Consider the following 19,623-nt stretch of genomic DNA (forward strand, 5'->3'; position numbering starts at 1 on the left):
GTCAGCTTGCCCGCCCTTTGGATCGGATGCTGAGCAGGACTCCTACTACGCACAGATTCATCATAAGAGCCGAACCGCCATAGCTCATAAACGGGAGCGCCATGCCTTTCGTGGGAACCAAACCCATTACAACCCAGATGTTCATGATCACCTGGAACGAAATCAGAAGGGTAAGACCGAAAGCAAGGAGCGATCCGAAGGGATCCAAGGCCTTTCTGGATATCTGTATGCCTCTCCAGAACAAAACGACGTAGAGCGCCACTGCCGCGGAGACGCCGACCAGGCCGAGTTCCTCCCCCAGGACGGAAAAAATGAAGTCCGTGTGAGGTTCGGGCAGATAGAAGAGCTTCTGCTTGCCGTCTCCGATCCCGACTCCGAAAATACCCCCGGAACCTAAGGCCAAGAACGAATGAATGATCTGAAATCCGTGGTCCAGTGGGTCCGCCCAAGGATTCAGGTAAACGAACACTCTCTTCAGACGGTAGGGCTCCATCACGATGGCCAGGGCCAGCAGACCCAAGGCTGCCGTGCCCGTAGCGAACAAGTGGAGCGTCCTGGCGCCTCCTATGAAGAGCATGGCAAAGGTAAGCAGCCCCAAAACGACAACGGTGCCGAGGTCCTTTTGCAGCAGAGCTACCAGTACGAAAAGGCCCAGAAAGATGAGGTGGGGGAGGAATCCGATCGAGAACTCCCGTACCTTTTCGCCTTTCTTTGTTAACGAGTAAGCCAGATACACCGTGAACGCTATCTTTGCCAACTCGGAAGGCTGGAACGAGAAGCCTCCTAACCGAAGCCATCTTCGGGCTCCGCCGACCTCATAACCAATGCCGGGGAACAAGACCATTACCATCAGCGCCAGGGCCGAGATCAGCGCGGGATAAACGAGTTTTCTATGGTATTCATAGGGAATTTGGGAAAGTAGTAAGAGTCCGAGTATACCGATGCCGGCGGAGAACGTCTGCCGTTTCAGGAAATGATAGGAATCGCCATACCGTTGAAGGGCCAGGGCCGAACTCGCGCTCAACACCATAACCACTCCGAGGCCCACCAGCGCGAAGACGGTGAGGACCAGAGAGGGATCTAGAGGCTTGAAAGGTTTGATTTTCATGGTTCTTTGAAACTCGGCTATCTGAGTTTAAGGGTGCTGATGCCGACGAGTCCCAAAATGAACGCTATGATCCAAAATCGAACGATAACTTTCGGTTCGGGCCAACCCTTCAGTTCGAAGTGATGGTGAAGGGGAGCCATCCGGAAGATGCGCCGACCGTGAGTGAGCTTGAAGAAACCAACCTGAAAGATTACGGAAAGGGCTTCCATCACGAAGATTCCTCCCACGATCACGAGAAGAATCTCCTGTTTTATAAGGACGGCGACGGTGCCAAGCGCACCTCCCAACGCGAGCGATCCCGTATCGCCCATAAAGAGCTGCGCGGGGTACGTGTTATACCAGAGAAACCCGATTCCGGCTCCGACCATGGCTCCGCAAAACACCGTCAGCTCGCCTGCCGCGGGTATGTGTGTAATCTGAAGATACTTGGCTATAACGGCGTGTCCCACCAGGTAGCAGAATACGAGGTAGGTCGCGAAAGCCACAATGATGGGTCCGATCGCCAGTCCGTCCAATCCGTCGGTCAGATTCACCGCGTTCGAGGAACCGGTGATAATGAATATGGTGAGCAACGCGTAGCCCAGGCCGAGATTCGGATTGATCTCTTTGAAGAAGGGAATGGTAAGCCTGGAGTCGAAGCCTCCGTGAAAGTATAGGAATAGAGCCACGGCAAGGCTCGCCAGGCACTGCGCGATGAGCTTGGATTTTCCTCGCAGCCCTCTGTTGTGCCGTCGGGTCAACTTCCGGTAGTCATCCGCGAAACCGATGGCGGCGCAAATCAAAGTGATGAAAAGGACGACCCAGACGTAGGGGTTGCTGAGCCTGGCCCACAGCAGCGTAGATACCAGAACCGAAAACAGGATGAGAACCCCTCCCATGGTGGGAGTGCCTTCTTTTGGCTTGTGGCTGGTGGGGCCTTCCTCACGTATAAACTGACCGATCCGAAGCCGGGTCATTTTGTCTATGAACCAGGGCCCCATGAAGAAGACGATCAGCAGGGCGGTCACAATGGCGTAGATGGTCCGGAAGGTGATATACCTGAACACATTAAACACAGGGTGGAGCGTATGTAACGGGAACAGCAACTCGTACAGCATGAATCAATATCCTTCCGCCAAAGTATTCACTACACGCTCCATGCGAGCCGTTCGGCTTCCCTTGACCAAAACGACGTCGTCCTCTTGCAGTAGTTTTTTCAGTTCATCGATGAGCGATTCAAGGGATTCGAACACATGCACCCGGGTCGAACTCATCTGATGGCTGACAGCTCCTTCCTTGGCCGACTCGGCGTACGGACCGACAAAAAAGGCCTCGTACACACCAAGGTCCGCCACTTGCGCTCCCAGTTCCCGGTGCGCCGCTTCCGCATGTGGCCCAAGTTCGGCCATGTGGCCGAGAACCGCTATGGCTCGGCCCTTTCCCCTGACTCGGGCCAGCATCTTGAGGGCGGCCGACATGCTGGCCGGATTGGCGTTATACGTGTCGTCCAGGATTCGGATGCCGCCTTCACCGGTCAGTATCCGGCTTCGGCCTCGGACGGGCCGAAAGGACTCGAGGCCCACGCGGATCGCTTCACTGTCCGCTCCGGCCGCATAAGCGGCGGCGGTCGCGGCCAGGGCATTCTGTTCTATGTGTTCACCGGCGGCGTTCAACCGGACTCGAATCTCGTCACGGCCCACCCGCAAAAGGAGTTCCGAGAGTCCGGAAGAAGTGGGGTGCGATCGTATGAGTCGAACATCCGCATCCGATGTACGGCTGAATGAGATCAGCCTGCCTCGAAAGCGCGCGGCCTTACTGGCCACTCGCGGATCATCCAGGTTCACGGCAAAAGCACCCGAGTCGGACATCTGCTCGATCATTTCCCCTTTGGCTCTGGCCACGCCGTCAAGATCCCCAAACCCTTCGAGATGCGCTGAATCCACGTTGGTGATCATTCCTACCGTCGGTCGAGCGATTTCCATCAGACGGCGAATCTCTCCGAAATTGTTGGCGCCCATCTCCAATACGGCGAACCTGTGCTCCGTTCCCAAGCGAAAGAGGGTGAGGGGAAGTCCCACCAGGTTGTTGAAGTTTCCCTCGTTTTTCAAAACGCATCCACGTTGTTCAAGGATACCGGCCACCATCTCTTTCGTCGTGGTTTTGCCGTTGCTTCCGGTGATCGCCACAACGGGACCCTGAAAGCCGCGTCGGACGTCGGCAGCGAGGTTTCCAAGAGCGTGCAGCGTGTCGCAAACCAGAATCACCAGAAACCGTTTCGAGAGAGCCTGCAACTCGGACTCAGACATGCGTCCGATCTGTACCAGGGCTCCGATGGCTCCACGCCGTTCGGATTCGACCACGAAACGATGTCCGTCGAACGCGTCTCCAACCAACGGCACAAACAGCTCTCCGGGTTTGAGAGTTCGCGTGTCCGTGGAAAGGAGCTGCACGCGGGGACTGTCCCCCAGTGACCGGATGTGCCCGTTCACCAATCGCGCGACTTGCTGTGGAGTCCAGTTCATGTAATTCGTGGTTTCAGGTTGAACGCGTTCACCACTTCCTCCACGTCGTCGAAGTGGAAACGTTCGTTCCCTATGATTTGATAGTTTTCGTGACCTTTTCCGGCAATCAGCACCACGTCACCGGCAGCCGCGAGGGATATCGCCGATCGAATGGCGGTACGCCGATCTTCTTCAATGAAATAGCAGAGCGTCTTCGGTCGGGAACCCGCTTCTTTCACGGTGCATAACACCGGCCCCGCCTCGTTCACTCCCGATTCGATATCCTCGATGATCGACCTTGGAGATTCGGATCTAGGGTTGTCCGAGGTCACGACGAGTATGTCGCTCTTTTCGCCGGCTATACGCCCCATAAGGGGGCGCTTGCCTCGGTCTCGATCTCCCCCGCATCCGAAGACCGTGATGATCCGGCCGGTCGAAAAAGTCGCCACCGTGTTCAAGACCTTTTCAAGGGCGTCCGGTGTATGCGCGTAATCTATGACGGCCACTTCGTTATGCATTCCCCGGAGCAGCTGCATGCGGCCGGGGACACTCCGCATTGACGCCACGCCTTCTTGCACCTTCTCTATCGGAATCCCCAGATGGAGGGCTGTAGCGGAAGCAGCCAGCACGTTGTAGGCATTGAGCGTTCCGATTAACGGAGACACCAGGACGGCCTGACCTCCCTCCCAACGGATGAGGATTTCCAAGCCGTTGAGGCCTGAAGTCAAAATCCTCCCGGAAACGTCGCTTTCCGGAGTCATGCCGTACGTCGTCACGTCTGAACCGTACTTGAGTCTTAGTTCCCTGCCATATGGATCATCGCCGTTGCTCAGCCTCAACATGGGACGCGGGCCATGCGTTCCGCCCGTCAACAAATCAAACAGACGTGACTTGGCTTCGAAATAGTCGGCCATGTCTCTGTGATAGTCCAAGTGATCCCTCGAGAGGTTGGTGAACAATGCAGCCCGAAAAGTACATCCCGTCACGCGGCTCTGGATCAACGCGTGGGATGACACTTCCATGATGACATGAGTCATGCCTTCGTCCACCATCGCCTTCAATAATTGCTGCAAATCCACGGACTCGGGCGTCGTAGTGGCCGCAGGAAACTCTCGACTTCCATATCGATACTGGATCGTTCCAATGACACCGACCCGCTTTCCCCAAGCGTTGAATATAGACTCCAGAAGGTAAGCCGTGGTCGTTTTGCCGTTGGTCCCGGTAATGCCCACGAGATCCATTCTTTCGGACGGATGGGAGTAAAAACGATCCGCCGTCAGAGCAAGTGTTTTTCTAGCATCCCGGACCAGAAGCGCAGGTCCCGAAAACTCGGGCCATCCTCCTTCCGGTTCGCCGTCGAACAAAAGGGCCACCGCTCCATTCCGAACGGCTTGGGGCAGATGACGGAGGCCGTGGTCTCTCACTCCCCGAAACGCCGCAAAAAGGGCTCCCGGCGTCACCGCGCGGGAGTCGTAGGCCAGACTGTTTATCGTGGGGTTCCCCGGGCCTCGCCGCTCTATGACACAACCGGGTGGAATGAGTTCCTCGAGATTCAAAAAGCCTGCTCCTTCCCCAAGGTCAACCGGGAAACTTGCATGCCTTCCAGACAAGTTCCTGGAGGAGGATCTTGGTTCACCACGATCCCGCTGCCGATCAGTTTCACGTTCAGTTTCCGGTTTCCCAACGTGTTCAGTGCGCTCCTCGCGTCCAAACCGATCAAGTTCGGCATGACGCCCGGGTCTTCAGCCTCTTCTCCTATGGGACATACATCATTATCCGGCGGCTCCTCGTCCGGCTTGGCTGCTGAATCGATGTCTTTCTGAGCGAGGTATACTTCGTCGGGTTTAATACCCATGTAAGGGATCACCTGTTCGGCGATGGTCTTGAATACCGGGGCTGCGACCAAGCCGCCATACACGGCTTTTTGGGGCTCGTCAACCATTACGAGCAGGACCGCGGACGGTTTGTCGGCCGGGAAAAAGCCCATGAAAGAAGAGACATAGGTATTTCTTGAATACGTGCCCGTTCTCGAATCCACTTTTTGAGCGGTTCCCGTTTTTCCGGCTACCGAGTATCCATCCAGGGCCGCGTGACTTCCGGTTCCCCCACGTTCCACCACTGTTTTCAGCATCCTCGTAAGAAGGCGGGTCGATTTCTTGGAAACCACACGTTCGGATGGCTTGCTTTCAAATCTCCGTATGACGTTACCTTGTGCGTCTTCGATGCGTTTGACCATCCTCGGGTGTACGAGTAGACCGCCGTTTGCAATGGTGCTCAAGGCGGAGATCTGCTGGATGGGCGAAATACTCAAGCCCTGCCCGAAGCAAATGGTCGCAAAGTCGATTTCCGCCCAGCCGGATGCCCCTCGCAGCAATCCTCTCGTCTCGCCCGGAAGATCGATGCCCGTGAGATCTCCGAACCGGAACCGGCGCAAGCCGTCGTACAGCATGGCTTTTTCCATGCGCATGCCGATTTTCAGCGCCCCGATGTTACTCGATACTTGGATAATGCGGGGGAGGGTGAGCCAACCGTATCGATGCGTGTCGTGCACCACATGCCTGCCCACCCTGTAGTTCCCGTTTTCGCAGTATATGGGCTCCTCCAGGCCGATCCGATTATTCTCGAGCGCCAGTAGGGCGGTAAATACCTTCATAGTGGATCCGGGTTCGAAGCAGTCCACGACCGCCCGGTTCCTTCGTCTGGCAGGCGGGTACTTCCAGAACACATTGGGATCGTAAGCGGGCTGCACGGACATCGCCAGGACATCCCCCGTCCACGGGTCCATCATGACCGCCAAACCGGATGCTGCGTTCTGTTCGATGACGGCCTTTTTCAGCGCGTTCTCGAGGCGGTATTGGATGGTTTTGTCCAAGGTAAGCACCAGCCGGCGCCCTTCATGTTCGAAACCTTCCGGGGAGCCGTGCCTGTATACCGTTCTTCCGAGCCGATCCCTGTAAACCTGAAACTGCCCCTTTTCACCGCTCAACGTTTCATCGTATTGGAGTTCGAGGCCTTCCAGACCATTGCCGTCCAAACCCACAAAACCTAGTACGTGAGCCGCCAGATCCCGATTCGGATAAATTCGTTTGCTTTCGGGAACAAATCCGAGCGCCCGGCAATTCAGCTCCATGATCTCTGCTTTTTGATGGGGCGGCAGTTTGCGTTTTATCCACACGAATCCCTTACCGGATGAAAGCTTTTCAAGCGTGTCCAGATAGTCCAGGTTGAGCAGGGAGGCCAACTTCGCGGCAATGGGTTTCGGTTCTTCGATGATCCTGGGTTCCGCGAAAAGAGAGTAGACTTCCACACTGGACGCCAGTATCCGTTCTCGCCGGTCAATGATGTCGCCTCTTCGTGGAAGAAGCGTTACGTTACGGGAATATTCGGTCATGGCGAGACCCGTCAGACGTTCCCGCTCCGTCACCTGAAGCCGGTAAGCTCGGACCACGATGGCAACGAAACAGGCCAGCATGATTGCTACGACGATGTTTCGCCGCAACATCAGCCCTTTCCTCTGTCTGTTCTTACGGTGCGCGGCAGTCATGGCAACTCGATGATCTGTTCCGGTGTGGGGGTACTTAGTTGCAGTTCGTTCATGGCTATTCGTTCGATCCGACTCAACGATTTCAGGCTGGCGGTCTCGACTTCGAGACGCAGACTGGTCTCTCGTTCCATCCGGATGCTTTTCTCAAGCTTCGAAATTTCATACGTCAACAAGCGACACTGTTGGGACAGCCAAACATTGGCAAAGGCGGCGCTCAACAGGGTTACAAGGACCAGAAGAATCATGAAAAAAGGACGAAGCCGGTCTTCCATCCAGCGGCTTCCGGAACGCCTGGGAGCAGTCGTCTTCAGACCCTTCGATTCCTTCCGTAGAGCCATGCGTTACAGCCTCTCCGCCACCCGGAGCCGGGCGCTTCTGCTTCGCGGATTGGACGCCACCTCTTCGGCCGACGGAAACAACGGCTTTCGGGTGAGTATCCTGAAAAGCTTCTTCCCTCTGCAGACGCACTGAGGAATGGATTTTGGGCAGATGCAATCACGACTCCAGTCCTGCATGCTCTGTTTGACCATTCGATCTTCCAGGGAATGATATGAAATCACCGCCAGTCTGCCTCCCGGCGCAAGCCACCTTTCCGCATTGTCCAGGAAGCGGCGCAGATGTTCGAGCTCCTGATTCACAGCGATACGCAGCGCCTGAAATACGCGGGTCGCCGGGTGAATCCTCCATCTCAAAGCGGAAGAGGGCACGGCGCCCAACACCAGGTTTGACAATTCACCCGTGGTACGGATCTCCGCTTCAGCTCTCTTCTCAATGATGGCGGAAGCGATGCGTTTGGCGAACCGCTCTTCGCCGTAATGGCTTAGGATCCGGACCAATTCTTCCTTGGAAGCTCGATTCAGAACATCTTTTGCCGTATCCCCTTGGGTTTGGTCATATCGCATATCTAACGGCGAGTCCTGTTGAAAACTCCACCCGCGAGCCGGATCCTCCACCTGGAAGGAGGAGAATCCGAGATCCAGCAGGATGGCGTCCGCCTGATCGATATCAGCCAAGAAGAAGACCTCGTCCAGCCGGTCATACGATTCATTAAATAGTTGAAAGCGTCCCCTAAAGGGTGCGAGGCGTCTTTGTGTGTACCGCAACACGGAGGGATCCGCATCGAGCCCGATGAGTTTTCCGCTGGGAGACGAAGCCTCCAACATGGCTACCGCATGTCCTCCTTCGCCCACGGTACCGTCAACGTACAAGGCATCCGGCTTGAGCTGAAGAAGCTCCAGAACTTCCTTCAGGAGAACGGGCTCATGGACGATTCTGTTCAAGGGTCAGAGTCCGAGCAGTCCCGCGCCTTCCAGTAAGAAGGACTGGTCGGCGCGTCCGCTTTCCATCTTGGCGTCGAATTTCTTGCGGTCCCAGATTTCGAAATTCTTAAGCATTCCCGCAACCACCACGTCTTTATCCAATTCCCCGTATTCTCGAAGGCTGCTGGGGATGAGAATGCGCCCCTGCCTGTCGGGAGCGCATTCCATGGCAGGGGCAATAAACAGTCGTATGAAGTCCCGGCTTCTTTGATCGAAGGTGGCGAGGGATGCGGCTTTTTCAACGACGATTTTCCAGAACTCGAGGGAGAATGCCATGAGGCAGGAGATTCCGTGGGTCACCATGATGTTGCCGTTTCCCCCGGAATTGAGGACTTCCCGGATTCGGGTGGGAATGGCGATCCGGCCTTTTTGATCCATGGTTTGGTAACTGATTCCCTGGAACATCTCCCCACCCTCGCGACCACGGTAGACACTTATCCCCACATTTCCCCACCTCCAAGAATAGGAGCACCGGCCTTTGGTGTCAAGAAAAAAACAATAGAGTACTAACGATTATTCTTTTGATAGAGTCTTACAAAACGATTGTGTTCCGATAGTGTTTCGGAGAATCGGTGGAAGCCTTCATTGGTAGACACAAAATAGAAATAACTCGTATTGGGGGGATAAAGAGCCGCCCGAATAGACGATTCGCCGGGATTGGCGATGGGACCCGCCGGGAGGCCGACGCGGGTGTAAGTATTGTAGGGTGTATCCGTATCCAGGTGTTTTCTGGTGAGATTCCCGTCGAAGTCCGGAACGCCGTAAATGACCGTTGGGTCGCTCTGCAATTTCATCTGTTTCTGAAGCCGGTTTTGGAACACCGACGCCACCAGACCGCGCTCGGACTCCAGCGAGGTTTCTTTCTCGATGATGGAGGCCATCGTCATCGCTTCCCGGGCGGACACTCCGGTTTCCTTCAGGCGTGTTCCGAAAGGAGCGAAGACCTGTTTCCATCGATGCACCATTCGGAGCAGGACTTCCGAACTGCTCGAGTGAGGTCGAAAAAGATAGGTGTCCGGGAACAGGTAGCCCTCGAGGGTGGGGCCGGGTACATTGAATCGAGCCGGCGCATGATCCGCCAGCGCCGTTTCAAGGAAGGCTTGTTTCCCAACGATACTTGCCTGGTCCAACGTACACGCCATATCCCGAACCGTGGCCCCTTCGGGAAACACTACACGGGCGAGATACACTTCTCCCTTGACAAACTTATCCAACAGGACGCGAGGGGTCGAACGCGGATGCAATAGGTAATAACCCGCCTGGAGTCTCCTCGCTTTTCCCGTAATCAGTGCATAGGTCTTCAATTTCCAGGGAGATGCGATCAGCCCCAGCTCGTTCAACTGGTGAGCCAGCCGATCGAAGGAGGTCCCCTTTTTCAGGTCAAAAAACACCGCCTCGGATCGCAATTCGACAGGCGTATCAAGGTACTTCTCAATATGGAGCATCAGCAGGATCAGGGACAGACCCACAGCGGCCAACAGGATTCCGAGATGTCGTATTCTCATCGTAGCTCTTTGAACAGGCGAAGAATCGCACAGTCCCGGCCGGCGAACGGGCGGGAAAGGTTCCCGGTTTTAAAACAAAAGCCCGTGTAAGATCAATCCGGCCACCATGGCGAGACCCAATACCAACAGGGTCTGAAGGGTCAGCGCCTGGATATGCACGATGCCCCGGCGGTCTTCATCCATGGCGAATACCAGCTGCACGGCTCTGAGGGAGAGGGGGAATGCGAGCAGGCCCAGCAAGAGACCGGGCGAATACACTCCGGCCAATGCGAGCGCCATCAAAGAGGGGTAGGGTAACTGCATGAGGGCCGCGTACACGGTTCGGCTGCGCTGAAGGCCAAGGACAACCACCAGGTTTCGTTTGCCGGTGTCTTGATCCGCCTCCAAATCGGGAAATTCGTTGATCCAAATGACGGCCGTTATGAGAAAGGCGTTGGGCAGACCGATCCAAAAGGCCGGCCAGTACAGTCTGCCCGCCATGACGTAATACATTCCTAGTGTGATCAAGGGCCCGAACGCGAAAAAAATGGTGATTTCACCCAGCGATCGGCTCATCAGCTCGAGGGGTCTTATGGAATAGAGACATCCCGCCAGTAAGCCGAGGACACCCACCCACAGCACGCCCGGAGCGCGCCAGGCGGCCAGTAGGATGCCGATCAGGAGAGCGATGCCGAAAAATGCGAGCGCCATGCTCAGAACAGTGGGGCGAGAGACCCCGCCTTCTTGGATGACGCGACTACCCCCGCTGAAAGGCGTGACCCTCAAATTCACCCGGTCGGTTCCGGGAGCGTCGGACCAGTCGTTGATCAGATTTGAGGCGACGTGCAGGCACGCTACGCCGAACGCGGCCAGCAAAAAGGAAACCAATTCAAATTCGTTTCTAAGCCAGGCGTAGGCGCCTGCGACGGCGGCCGGGACCATGGAGCCCGCCAGAAACGGAAGTCGCATAGCTTTGAAATAACTATTCATCACCCATAAACCCTCTGGAGGAAAAAACGATTATACCGAAACCACCTGGAAAAACAATAAATCCTTATGCCCGCCCTCCGGGAGGAAAATGGGAAAAATCTCCCTCATCCCTTCTTTTCCACCGGCGGGGCGCAGGGGGGTGAGCGGAAGTATACGTACAATCGCCGCCGATCAGTAACTTTTCAATGTGAGTATGGTGCAGACCGAATTCCGGCTATCGTTGTCCGGGGTTGCCGTCAAGGGCATCGAATCCAAGAGCTTCCGTTCCCTAATACATCTGTGGGCGCCCATGGATTCAGCGATCCACGGAACCCTTTCCTGCGAGGATGCATCACGGACATCCAGGCGCCGACACGCTGCCGAACGCCTGGACGAGTCGGCCAAACTATGATAATTTTGAAACAAGTATTGCCCACCATAATCCGATGAGGGACGAGGGGTCCGGGGCGCGGGTTCTTCAAACATGAAAGGGTGCCGACATGGAAGCCGAGAAGTTTGACATCGTCATCGTTGGTTCGGGTCCCGCGGGACTTACCGCCGCTATCTATGCCCAACGACTGGGGATGAACAGCGTCGTACTGGGAGATACTCCCGGAGGGAACCTTTACATGATCCAGAATCTCTGGAACTATCCGGGATTTCCCGGCGGCGTTCCCGGCGCGCAACTGGGCGCCCAGATGTTCGCCCAGGCGCAGATGGAGGGAGCTACCCTTCCCATGATTCGACTTGCATCACTTTCAGCGGAAGGGGGAGTGTTTTTCTCGGAGACGGCGACGGGAGAGCGATATGAGTCCAGAACGGCTGTCCTGGCCATGGGTGTGGTGCCCAAGTCTCTGCACGTCCGAGGCGAAGAAAAACTGGGTATCCATTACTGTGCTTTATGCGACGGTCCCCTTTTCAGAGGCAAGGATGCAAACGTGGTAGTGGTGGGCGGCGGCAATATGGCTGCTCACGAGACTTTGATCTTGTCTCATTTTGCCGATCACATTCAGATGGTTCATCGCCGCGGCGAATTGCGGGCCGAGGCGGCTCTTCAGAAAGAGCTGCGGAATCGGGGCAACGTGGAGATGATCATGGACGCCCAGGTTCAGGAGGTTCTGGGTGATGACACGGCTTCGGGGGTCCGTATCGCCACCCGAGAATGCGGGGAGCAAGTGCTTCGCGCCGACGGGATCTTTGTTTGCGTAGGTTGGGAACCGGACCTTCGGGTCATCCGGGTTCCGTTCGATACCACGTCGGAAGGCTACGTCAAGACGGACGCAAGTCTCATGTCGTCCCATCCCGGTCTGTTTGCCGCCGGGGACGTGAGGGATACGGCGATTCGACAGGTCGTTACCGCTTGTGCGGATGGAGCCCTCGCCGCCACCAGCGCGTACGAATATCTCAGCAAGCTCGATCGATAGGCTGGAAGGATCGGAAGAGGCTTGAGCATTCCTTTGGATCAGATCGGATTCGATATCGACGGCGTCGTAGCGGATACCATGTCCTTGTTTCTGCATTTGGCGCAAACGCGCTTCAATTTCCCCCACTGGAAATACGAGGACATTACGGATTACGATCTGACGGTATCGCTGGGTGTGGAAGCCGATGTGCTCCGGCCCATTACTCTGCTGGTCCTCGATGAGCCGCATCGGCTCGGATTGGAGCCTTTGGTCGGGGCCGTGGAAACGCTGACCCGTTTCTCCAGGCTGGCTCCCCTGATGTTCGTTACCGCGCGTCGGGATTGCGGCCCCATCTATTCCTGGATCCTGCAGACCCTGCGGATGGTGGATCCATTCACCGTGCATCTTGAAACCACGGGATCGCCGGAAAAGAAGCCCCTGGTTCTGCGTGAACTGGGTCTCCGGTTCTTCGTGGAAGACCGGCTCGAGACCTGTTTCCTGCTGGCGGATTCCGGCATTACGCCCATTGTATTCGACCAGCCTTGGAACAGAAAGGCGCATCCGTTCCAACGGGTCCGGAACTGGGAGGAGCTGAACGAACTGCTGGAGGTGTGATAGGATCGTTCGGCGGGTGGGCATATCCACGGGATTTCTTTGATTACCGATGCCGTCACGACGAACATCGCCGCAGGGCGAAAGCTGTTTCGCCCCTAAGTAACCGAAGCAGCGGCCCGGTATTTCGGTACGAGGGTAGGACCGTAATTTCTCTTCTGGGGCAAATGATCCGGTGCAGGGGAGAAGCAGCGCCGTGAACACGAAACGCCGTTCCCTGCGTTTGCCCGGATACGACTATTCGCAGGCCGGGGCGTATTGCGTAACCGTGTGCGGGCATGAACGGGCCCTATTGTTCGGGGATGTGCTGAACAAACAGATGGTCTTGAACGATTCAGGTCGGATGGTTGCCGAATGTTGGAATGATATCCCAATACAATTCTCCCATGTCGAATTGGATGAATTCGTCGTCATGCCGAACCATATACATGGCATTGTGCTCATCAGGGGACGCGGTAGGGGCGTATTGCAATACGCCCCTACGGGACCTCGGTCACTGTCGCAAACCATTGGCGCAATCCTGCGAGGATTCAAATCCGTCGCCACCAGTCGCGTCAACGAATCAGGCAACACCCCCGGCGCGAAACTATGGCAACGCGACTATTATGAACACATCATCCGAAATGACGAGGAATTGAACCGGGTCCGGGAAAGCATCAACGACAATCCGGCCGAAGGGGAATTCGATCGGGAAAACCCAACTGGTTTGCCCACGCCATCGCAGGAAAGGCGGCGCCGCCAGGACCTGTTTTGAATCCGCCTTCAGGACTCCGACACCGTGGCATCAATACCTCCCGCAGGTGCGTCTCCGGCGTGGCCGTCCCGACCGTGGCAAGCGACCAAAACGTGGCAACCACTAAGGGCAACCACGGGAGGTTACCTTTAGCGCCCACTTTCCGTACATACCAACCTCACCCTCGTAACCCCCCAGTTGCCTTGTTCCCGGTCCAGGTGGAAACTCGAGACCAGGGGATCCTGCTTCAGCAGGGCGTGCACCGTTTCCCGAAGCACTCCTTTGCCTTTTCCGTGAATGACCGTGACGTCCAGGATCCCCTCCTCGAAGCACGCGCGGAGGTATTCCGGCAGAAGATCGGAGACCTCTTTTGGGCTGAAGGTATGCAAGTCCAGGATCCCGTCGATGGGAATGCGCACCGGTTCCGGAAAAAGGTCTTCCCATTCTTCATTCATTGCATCCTCCGGTGCGCTTTCATTGAATCCACGCGCACTTTATGGCATAGTTAGACCACCCGACGGGGGGATCGTCAAACGGTTGAATGGACCGTCGCAGGTCCGGGCGGCAGGGAATTGTTTTTTTGAAGAAAGGCGGGTTATGGCCTTCAGGTCAATAGATGCCATGAAACAGGATGCGGACCGTATTGTCAGAGCCGCCATTCGAGCCGTGGACCCCGGCGCGGCCATCAGAAGGACCTGCAGGCGCGACGATAACCTGCTTTACATCGGGGACCGCGCGTACGATCTCTCGGGTTTGGAGCATGTATATATTATCGGTGCGGGAAAGGCCGGCGCACCGATGACTGCCGCATTGGAGGAACTTCTCGGGGAACGGGTAACAGGCGGCGTGGTGTGCGTCAAGTACGGCCACTCGGAGTCCACCCGATTCACACGGATCATGGAAAGCGGCCACCCCGTGCCGGATGAAAACGGTGTGATGGCGGCGCGAAAAATTCTTGAAACGGCTCGACTGGCGGGTGAGCGGGATCTGGTGCTCTGCGTGCTTTCAGGTGGAGGCTCGGCGCTCACTCCCCTGCCGGTATCCGGAATCACCCTCGAGGAGAAGCAGGAGGCCACCCGGGTCCTGCTGGCTTCGGGAGCCACGATTCATGAAATAAACACGATTCGCAAGCACATCTCGGATTTCAAAGGCGGGAATCTGGCCAGAGCGGCTTATCCTGCCCATCTGGTCTCGTTGATTTTATCGGACGTGGTGGGGGACGATCCTGACGTGATCGCCTCGGGACCGACGTCGCCGGACTCGAGCACGTACGAGGAGTGTCAACGCATCTTCGAACGTCGGGAAATCGCCGACTCGATTCCCGAATCTATAAGAACCCGTATACTTCTGGGTGCTCGAGGACGGATACCTGAGACGCCCAAACCCGGAGATCCCGTGTTCCTCCATACTCAGAACCTGATCGTGGGAAGCAACCGGGATGCCGTGTTGGCCGCCGCATCCGAGGCGAACCGCCTGGGATACAAGTCTCTGATTCTCTCGACGCGGATCGAAGGAGAGGCGAAGGAGGTAGCCCGGGTCCTGGCCGCGGTGGCCAAGGAGATCGTCGAGTCCGGCCATCCCATCGCTCCGCCGGCTTGCATCCTCTCTGGAGGAGAAACCACGGTGACGCTCAAGGGCGACGGTCTGGGGGGGCGAAATACGGAATTCGTATTGGCTTCCGCCATGGAGCTGGCCGGATGGAACAGCGTGGTGACGGTCAGCGTGGGCACGGACGGCGCCGACGGTCCCACGGATGCGGCCGGTGCGATCTGCGACGGCGCGACCGTGCGCAAGGCCAAGGAAAAAGGTCTGGACCCGGAAAGCCATTTATCGAACAATGACTCGTATCGTTTTTTCGAGCAGACGGGCGGGTTGATCCGAACCGGCCCTACAAAGACCAACGTAATGGACGTGCGTTTTTCCCTGGTGGGAAACGGGGAGGTCGGTTCTCCTCCATGAATGAACCTTGAAGCAATGAAATCGGTGATCTTTTGGATAAAATCAGTTCAGACGAACCAATTCGAGTACTCATACTGTCATCCGAAGTAGCCCCATACGCGCAATTTGGCTGCCTCGGAGACGATGTTGGCTGTCTATATAAAGCCCTTCGAAAGCTCGGAGTCGAGGTCCGTGTCGTTCTTCCCTTTTACAGGATGGTGAGGGAATCCGAATGTCCTGTCACACCGGTTCTCAAAAAGATGGAAGTGCCGGTGGGTGACAGGATTCTGGAGACCGATGTCTGGGAAACGTCCGAGGATGACGGGTCGAAAGTGTACTTCTTCGATCGGGAGGACCTGTTCGACCGCCCCAATCTTTACGGCAACACCCGTCATGGGGACTACTATGACAACCTGCATCGATACGTGTTCTTCTGTCGAGCGGGAATTCTGCTGGCCAAGCGGTTAGGTTTCCGTCCCAACGTGGTGCACCTGCACGATTGGGAAACCGGCGCGGTCAGTGTGTATCTGAAAAGTCTGTACAAAAACGATCCGTTTTTCTCCAAAACAGTTACGGTCTTTACTTTCCATAACGTGGGTTACCAGGGCAATTTCCCTGCTGAAGAACTGGCGCATACCGGAATTCCGATTTCGTACTACAATCCCGGGGGAGTGGAATTCTGGGGCCAGATCAGTTTGCTCAAAGCAGGCATTGTGTTTTCGGACGCCATCAGCACCGTGAGCCCGACCTACGCCCGGGAAGTGCTCGATCCCACCTATGGGATGGGGATGGAGGGCGTGGTGGCCAAACGTGCATACGAGCTTCGCGGAATTCTGAACGGGAGGGACGACGAAGCATGGAACCCGGCCGCGGACCCGTTCATCGAGGCGCCATACAGCCCGCTGGACCTGTCGGGCAAGGATGCCTGCCGGAGAGCCCTGTTTCGGGAGTTCGGACTGAATCCCGAACTCGAGGACGGTCTTCTGCTGGGCTGGTCTTCTCGCTTCATCGACCAGAAGGGGGCGGGTCTGCTTCTGAAGTCGTTGGGGCCTCTTATGGGGAAGAAGACGGCTCTGATTATCCAAGGTGAAGGAGAGGAGGCCTATGAAAGCGAGCTGCGGGCCTGGATGGGAACCTATCCGGACCGCATTGGACTGGCGATGGGGATGGAGGAACGAGTAACCCGACGGATCTTGTCCGGTGTGGACATTCTGGTGTCACCCTCTCGATACGAACCTTCAGGCATGACGCAGATGAGGGGTATGAAATACGGCGCCATCCCGCTGGTTCGGAAAACGGGTGCTTTCGTGGATATTGTCGAGCCCTACGACCCGGCCGCCGAGAGTGGGACCGGCTTTATGTTCGATCGGTTCGAAGTCTCTGAATTCATAGCCAAAGTGGACGAGGCGTACTTCGCGATGGCCGACGGGAAACGAAGAGATGTGCTCAGGCGGAACACCATGAGCAAGGAGTTCTCGTGGCAGCGGTGTGCGGAGGAATATCTAGATTTATACACGGCCGCGATAAACAAGCGATAAACATTCAAGACCCCGGGTCTCAGGCCTTTTACGATCTCTCTTTCGCCGCCGGAAGGCCGCAGGCGGATTTTGAGCGGGCGCCATCCTGCGGCGGGGAGCGGCGAAAATTATTTTGTTGTTGAAATGGAAATAGTGTGATAAATATTTTTATTTCAATTTTTTAAAAGGGACGCACAAGCGCGCTCCGGTCTTTTCGCTAACGGCAAGATGGTGCGCCGGACTGTGTCGTTCCGACTTCACACGCTTCGCACCCTGTTGGTGCTCGTTTCCACGGGCGTTTGATTGAATACCCGTGGCTTCGGGTGATGGGGGCTGAGAAGAAGCGGAAGGAGAACCAACAAAGGAGGACATTATGTCGTATTTGACCATGAAGCAACTTCTGGAGGCCGGTGTTCACTTTGGACACCAGACGAGGCGATGGAACCCCAAGATGAAACCTTACATTTTCGGGGCGCGGAACGGAATCTACATTGTTGATCTCCAGAAGACGGTGGTCATGTTCAAGAATGCCTACGATTTTGTAGCGGATACCGTCGAAAACGGAGAGTCAGTGCTGTTCGTCGGAACCAAGAAGCAGGCTCATGACTCCATCACGGAAGAATCTGCGCGTTGTGGCATGTATTATATGGCGAGTCGATGGTTGGGCGGTACCCTGACCAACTTCCAGACGATCTCGAAAAGCATTCAACGGTTGAAAAAACTCGAAATCATGAAGCAGGACGGGAGCATCAACAAGTTTCCCAAGAAAGAAATTTTGCTCATGGAAAAAGAGGTCATCAAACTCAATCGTAACCTTGGCGGCATCAAGGATATGGGGAGATTGCCCGGCGCCGTGTTTGTCGTTGATCCAAAGAAGGAAAGCATTGCCGTCCGCGAAGCAAATAAACTGAACATACCTGTCGTAGCCATCGTGGACACCAACTGCGACCCCGACAATATTGACTACCTTATACCGGGCAATGACGATGCCATTCGAGCCATCCGCCTGATTACTTCCCGAATTGCGGACGCCTGCCTCGAGGGGATCGATCGCCGCGACGCGGCAAGGCGGGCCGAAACCTCCAGAGATCAAGAGCTTCCGGGAAAATCGACATCCGAGGCCGGGGGGGATATTTCGGATGTTCAGACGCGCCGGGAAGCGGGCGGTCCGGAAGTGGTGATCATCAAACGTGAAAAAGCTGGTGAGCACGCCGAAGCGGCCGTAGCAGCCAACGCGCCGGACGAGGACGAGGGAGTCGACGCAGAGGAATAGACCTGATTTCCTTCGACTCACGCTCTGAAGACGTTGTTTATCTGAGACAGGGATCGAGGCCGCAATCAAAGGGGGATTCGTTTTGAAAATATCAGCCGAAATGGTGAGGAATCTGCGGGAAAAGACCAATGCGGGCATGATGGATTGTAAGAAAGCGCTGGCCGAGAGCGATGGTGATTTCGAGAAGGCCATAGAATACTTACGTCTGAAAGGTCTGGCCACGGCCCAGAAACGGGCCGGCAGGGCCACCAGTCAGGGACTGGTGCATGCCTACATTCACGGCGGGGGAAAGCTCGGCGTGTTGGTTGAAGTGAACTGCGAGACGGATTTCGTAGCGAAGAACGACACGTTCGTAGAATTTGTCAAGGATATCGCCATGCAGATCGCTGCTGCGAATCCGATCTGCGTCTCCCCGGAAGAGTTGCCGGAAGCCATTGTGAACAAAGAACGGGAGATCTATCGCCAACAAGCCCTCGAGTCCGGCAAGCCCCAGAACGTCGTGGATAAGATTGTTGAGGGCAAGCTGAAGAAATTCAAGACGGACGTCTGTCTGCTGGAGCAGGCGTTCGTTAAAGACACGGACAAAACCGTGAAGGATTTGTTGAACGAGATGGTCGCCTCCATTGGTGAGAATATCAACATTCGCAGGTTCGTCCGATTCCAACTGGGCGAGGATTTGGACTAGAGCATCTGGGGTTCTCCTATGATAGAAGAGATCCTGGAAGAACTTAGGATGCGGATGGATAAATCCGTGCAGGCTCTTAAACGTGAATTCTCCCGTGTCTGCAACCTTGGGATAACACCATCATCGGCCAGATCGAAAAGGCTATACTGAAGTCGGAATTGGGTCTCACGCCTATGAACGATGGGAAGATCATTCGCATCTCGATCCCGATGCTCACGGAAGAGCGCCGGAGAGACTTGGTTAAGCTGGTTCGAAAGATGAGCGAAGAAACCAAGGTGGCGGCCAGGAACGCTCGCCGGGATGCCAACGAACTGCTCAAAGATCTCAAGAAGGAAGGCGAAATCCCGGAAGACGAGTTTTTCAAGAGGCAGGAAGAGGTTCAGAAGATCACCGATGAGTATATCAAGAAAATAGACGAGGCGACGGCTGAAAAAGAACAGGAAGTTATGGAAATCTAAACACCCTCTTGGAGCTCATTGAATCCCGCCGTGCCGTTTTTCTTCGAGTTCGATTCGGGTGGGGCCGGCGGGTGGAACAAACCGGCCGGGTCGGCGCCAA

Annotated in this window: 18 protein-coding genes and 1 pseudogene; 8 read left to right on the forward strand and 11 right to left on the reverse strand. The window is 55.9% G+C overall.

What is annotated here, in order from left to right; genetic code table 11:
* Position 1: 1 nt before the first annotated feature.
* The 10 genes from ftsW to HY788_05540 all read right to left on the reverse strand — a co-directional run bounded on the left by ftsW (position 2) and on the right by HY788_05540 (position 10,928).
* Entirely contained in the window at positions 2-1,108 is a 1,107-nt protein-coding gene (gene ftsW / locus HY788_05495; GenBank protein ID MBI4773624.1) for a putative lipid II flippase FtsW, read from the reverse strand.
* 17 nt (positions 1,109-1,125) lie between these two features.
* Positions 1,126-2,205 carry a phospho-N-acetylmuramoyl-pentapeptide-transferase gene (locus HY788_05500; GenBank protein ID MBI4773625.1) on the reverse strand — a complete coding sequence of 360 codons (1,080 nt, stop codon included), beginning with the start codon at positions 2,203-2,205 and terminating at the stop codon, positions 1,126-1,128.
* A 3-nt stretch (positions 2,206-2,208) separates the two neighbouring features.
* Positions 2,209-3,609 carry a UDP-N-acetylmuramoyl-tripeptide--D-alanyl-D-alanine ligase gene (locus HY788_05505; protein ID MBI4773626.1) on the reverse strand — a complete coding sequence of 467 codons (1,401 nt, stop codon included), beginning with the start codon at positions 3,607-3,609 and terminating at the stop codon, positions 2,209-2,211.
* Positions 3,606-5,144 carry a UDP-N-acetylmuramoyl-L-alanyl-D-glutamate--2,6-diaminopimelate ligase gene (locus tag HY788_05510; protein ID MBI4773627.1) on the reverse strand — a complete coding sequence of 513 codons (1,539 nt, stop codon included), beginning with the start codon at positions 5,142-5,144 and terminating at the stop codon, positions 3,606-3,608. The genes HY788_05505 and HY788_05510 overlap by 4 nt, the downstream gene beginning before the upstream one ends.
* On the reverse strand, positions 5,141-7,090 hold the full coding sequence (locus HY788_05515; protein MBI4773628.1) for a transpeptidase family protein: 1,950 nt from the start codon (positions 7,088-7,090) through the stop codon (positions 5,141-5,143). Before HY788_05515 ends, HY788_05510 begins: the two co-directional genes overlap by 4 nt.
* Before the next feature lie 38 nt (positions 7,091-7,128).
* Positions 7,129-7,470, reverse strand: coding sequence for a cell division protein FtsL (gene ftsL / locus HY788_05520; GenBank protein MBI4773629.1), 342 nt, complete (start codon positions 7,468-7,470; stop codon positions 7,129-7,131).
* Between the two features lie 3 nt (positions 7,471-7,473).
* Positions 7,474-8,412, reverse strand: coding sequence for a 16S rRNA (cytosine(1402)-N(4))-methyltransferase RsmH (gene rsmH / locus HY788_05525; protein MBI4773630.1), 939 nt, complete (start codon positions 8,410-8,412; stop codon positions 7,474-7,476).
* A 3-nt stretch (positions 8,413-8,415) separates the two neighbouring features.
* Positions 8,416-8,895, reverse strand: coding sequence for a division/cell wall cluster transcriptional repressor MraZ (gene mraZ, locus HY788_05530; protein MBI4773631.1), 480 nt, complete (start codon positions 8,893-8,895; stop codon positions 8,416-8,418).
* 62 nt (positions 8,896-8,957) lie between these two features.
* On the reverse strand, positions 8,958-9,956 hold the full coding sequence (gene mltG / locus HY788_05535; GenBank protein ID MBI4773632.1) for an endolytic transglycosylase MltG: 999 nt from the start codon (positions 9,954-9,956) through the stop codon (positions 8,958-8,960).
* Positions 9,957-10,025: 69 nt separating this feature from the next.
* On the reverse strand, positions 10,026-10,928 hold the full coding sequence (locus tag HY788_05540) for a prenyltransferase (protein ID MBI4773633.1): 903 nt from the start codon (positions 10,926-10,928) through the stop codon (positions 10,026-10,028).
* 476 nt (positions 10,929-11,404) lie between these two features.
* Between HY788_05540 and HY788_05545 the strand changes: the two genes are divergently transcribed.
* From HY788_05545 to HY788_05555, 3 genes are all read left to right on the forward strand, one after another.
* Positions 11,405-12,328 carry an FAD-dependent oxidoreductase gene (locus tag HY788_05545; GenBank protein ID MBI4773634.1) on the forward strand — a complete coding sequence of 308 codons (924 nt, stop codon included), beginning with the start codon at positions 11,405-11,407 and terminating at the stop codon, positions 12,326-12,328.
* Between the two features lie 78 nt (positions 12,329-12,406).
* Positions 12,407-12,922 carry a haloacid dehalogenase gene (locus tag HY788_05550; protein ID MBI4773635.1) on the forward strand — a complete coding sequence of 172 codons (516 nt, stop codon included), beginning with the start codon at positions 12,407-12,409 and terminating at the stop codon, positions 12,920-12,922.
* A 172-nt stretch (positions 12,923-13,094) separates the two neighbouring features.
* Entirely contained in the window at positions 13,095-13,673 is a 579-nt protein-coding gene (locus tag HY788_05555; protein MBI4773636.1) for a transposase, read from the forward strand.
* Between the two features lie 128 nt (positions 13,674-13,801).
* Here the strand turns inward: HY788_05555 and HY788_05560 are convergent, their stop codons facing one another.
* On the reverse strand, positions 13,802-14,107 hold the full coding sequence (locus tag HY788_05560; protein MBI4773637.1) for a Smr/MutS family protein: 306 nt from the start codon (positions 14,105-14,107) through the stop codon (positions 13,802-13,804).
* Positions 14,108-14,273: 166 nt separating this feature from the next.
* On the opposite strand from HY788_05560, the gene HY788_05565 reads away from it, so the two are divergent.
* From HY788_05565 to frr, 5 genes and pseudogenes are all read left to right on the forward strand, one after another.
* Entirely contained in the window at positions 14,274-15,611 is a 1,338-nt protein-coding gene (locus tag HY788_05565; GenBank protein MBI4773638.1) for a glycerate kinase, read from the forward strand.
* A 32-nt stretch (positions 15,612-15,643) separates the two neighbouring features.
* Positions 15,644-17,128 carry a glycogen synthase gene (locus HY788_05570; GenBank protein MBI4773639.1) on the forward strand — a complete coding sequence of 495 codons (1,485 nt, stop codon included), beginning with the start codon at positions 15,644-15,646 and terminating at the stop codon, positions 17,126-17,128.
* Positions 17,129-17,480: 352 nt separating this feature from the next.
* Positions 17,481-18,380 (forward strand): 30S ribosomal protein S2, encoded by a 900-nt coding sequence (gene rpsB / locus HY788_05575; GenBank protein ID MBI4773640.1) that lies wholly within the window; start codon positions 17,481-17,483, stop codon positions 18,378-18,380.
* Positions 18,381-18,480: 100 nt separating this feature from the next.
* On the forward strand, positions 18,481-19,065 hold the full coding sequence (gene tsf, locus HY788_05580) for a translation elongation factor Ts (GenBank protein MBI4773641.1): 585 nt from the start codon (positions 18,481-18,483) through the stop codon (positions 19,063-19,065).
* An 18-nt stretch (positions 19,066-19,083) separates the two neighbouring features.
* Positions 19,084-19,523: pseudogene (gene frr, locus HY788_05585) on the forward strand (ribosome recycling factor).
* Positions 19,524-19,623: the final 100 nt, after the last annotated feature.

It is taken from the genome of Deltaproteobacteria bacterium (genome assembly GCA_016208165.1).
Taxonomy (GTDB): domain Bacteria; phylum Desulfobacterota; class Desulfarculia; order JACQYL01; family JACQYL01; genus JACQYL01.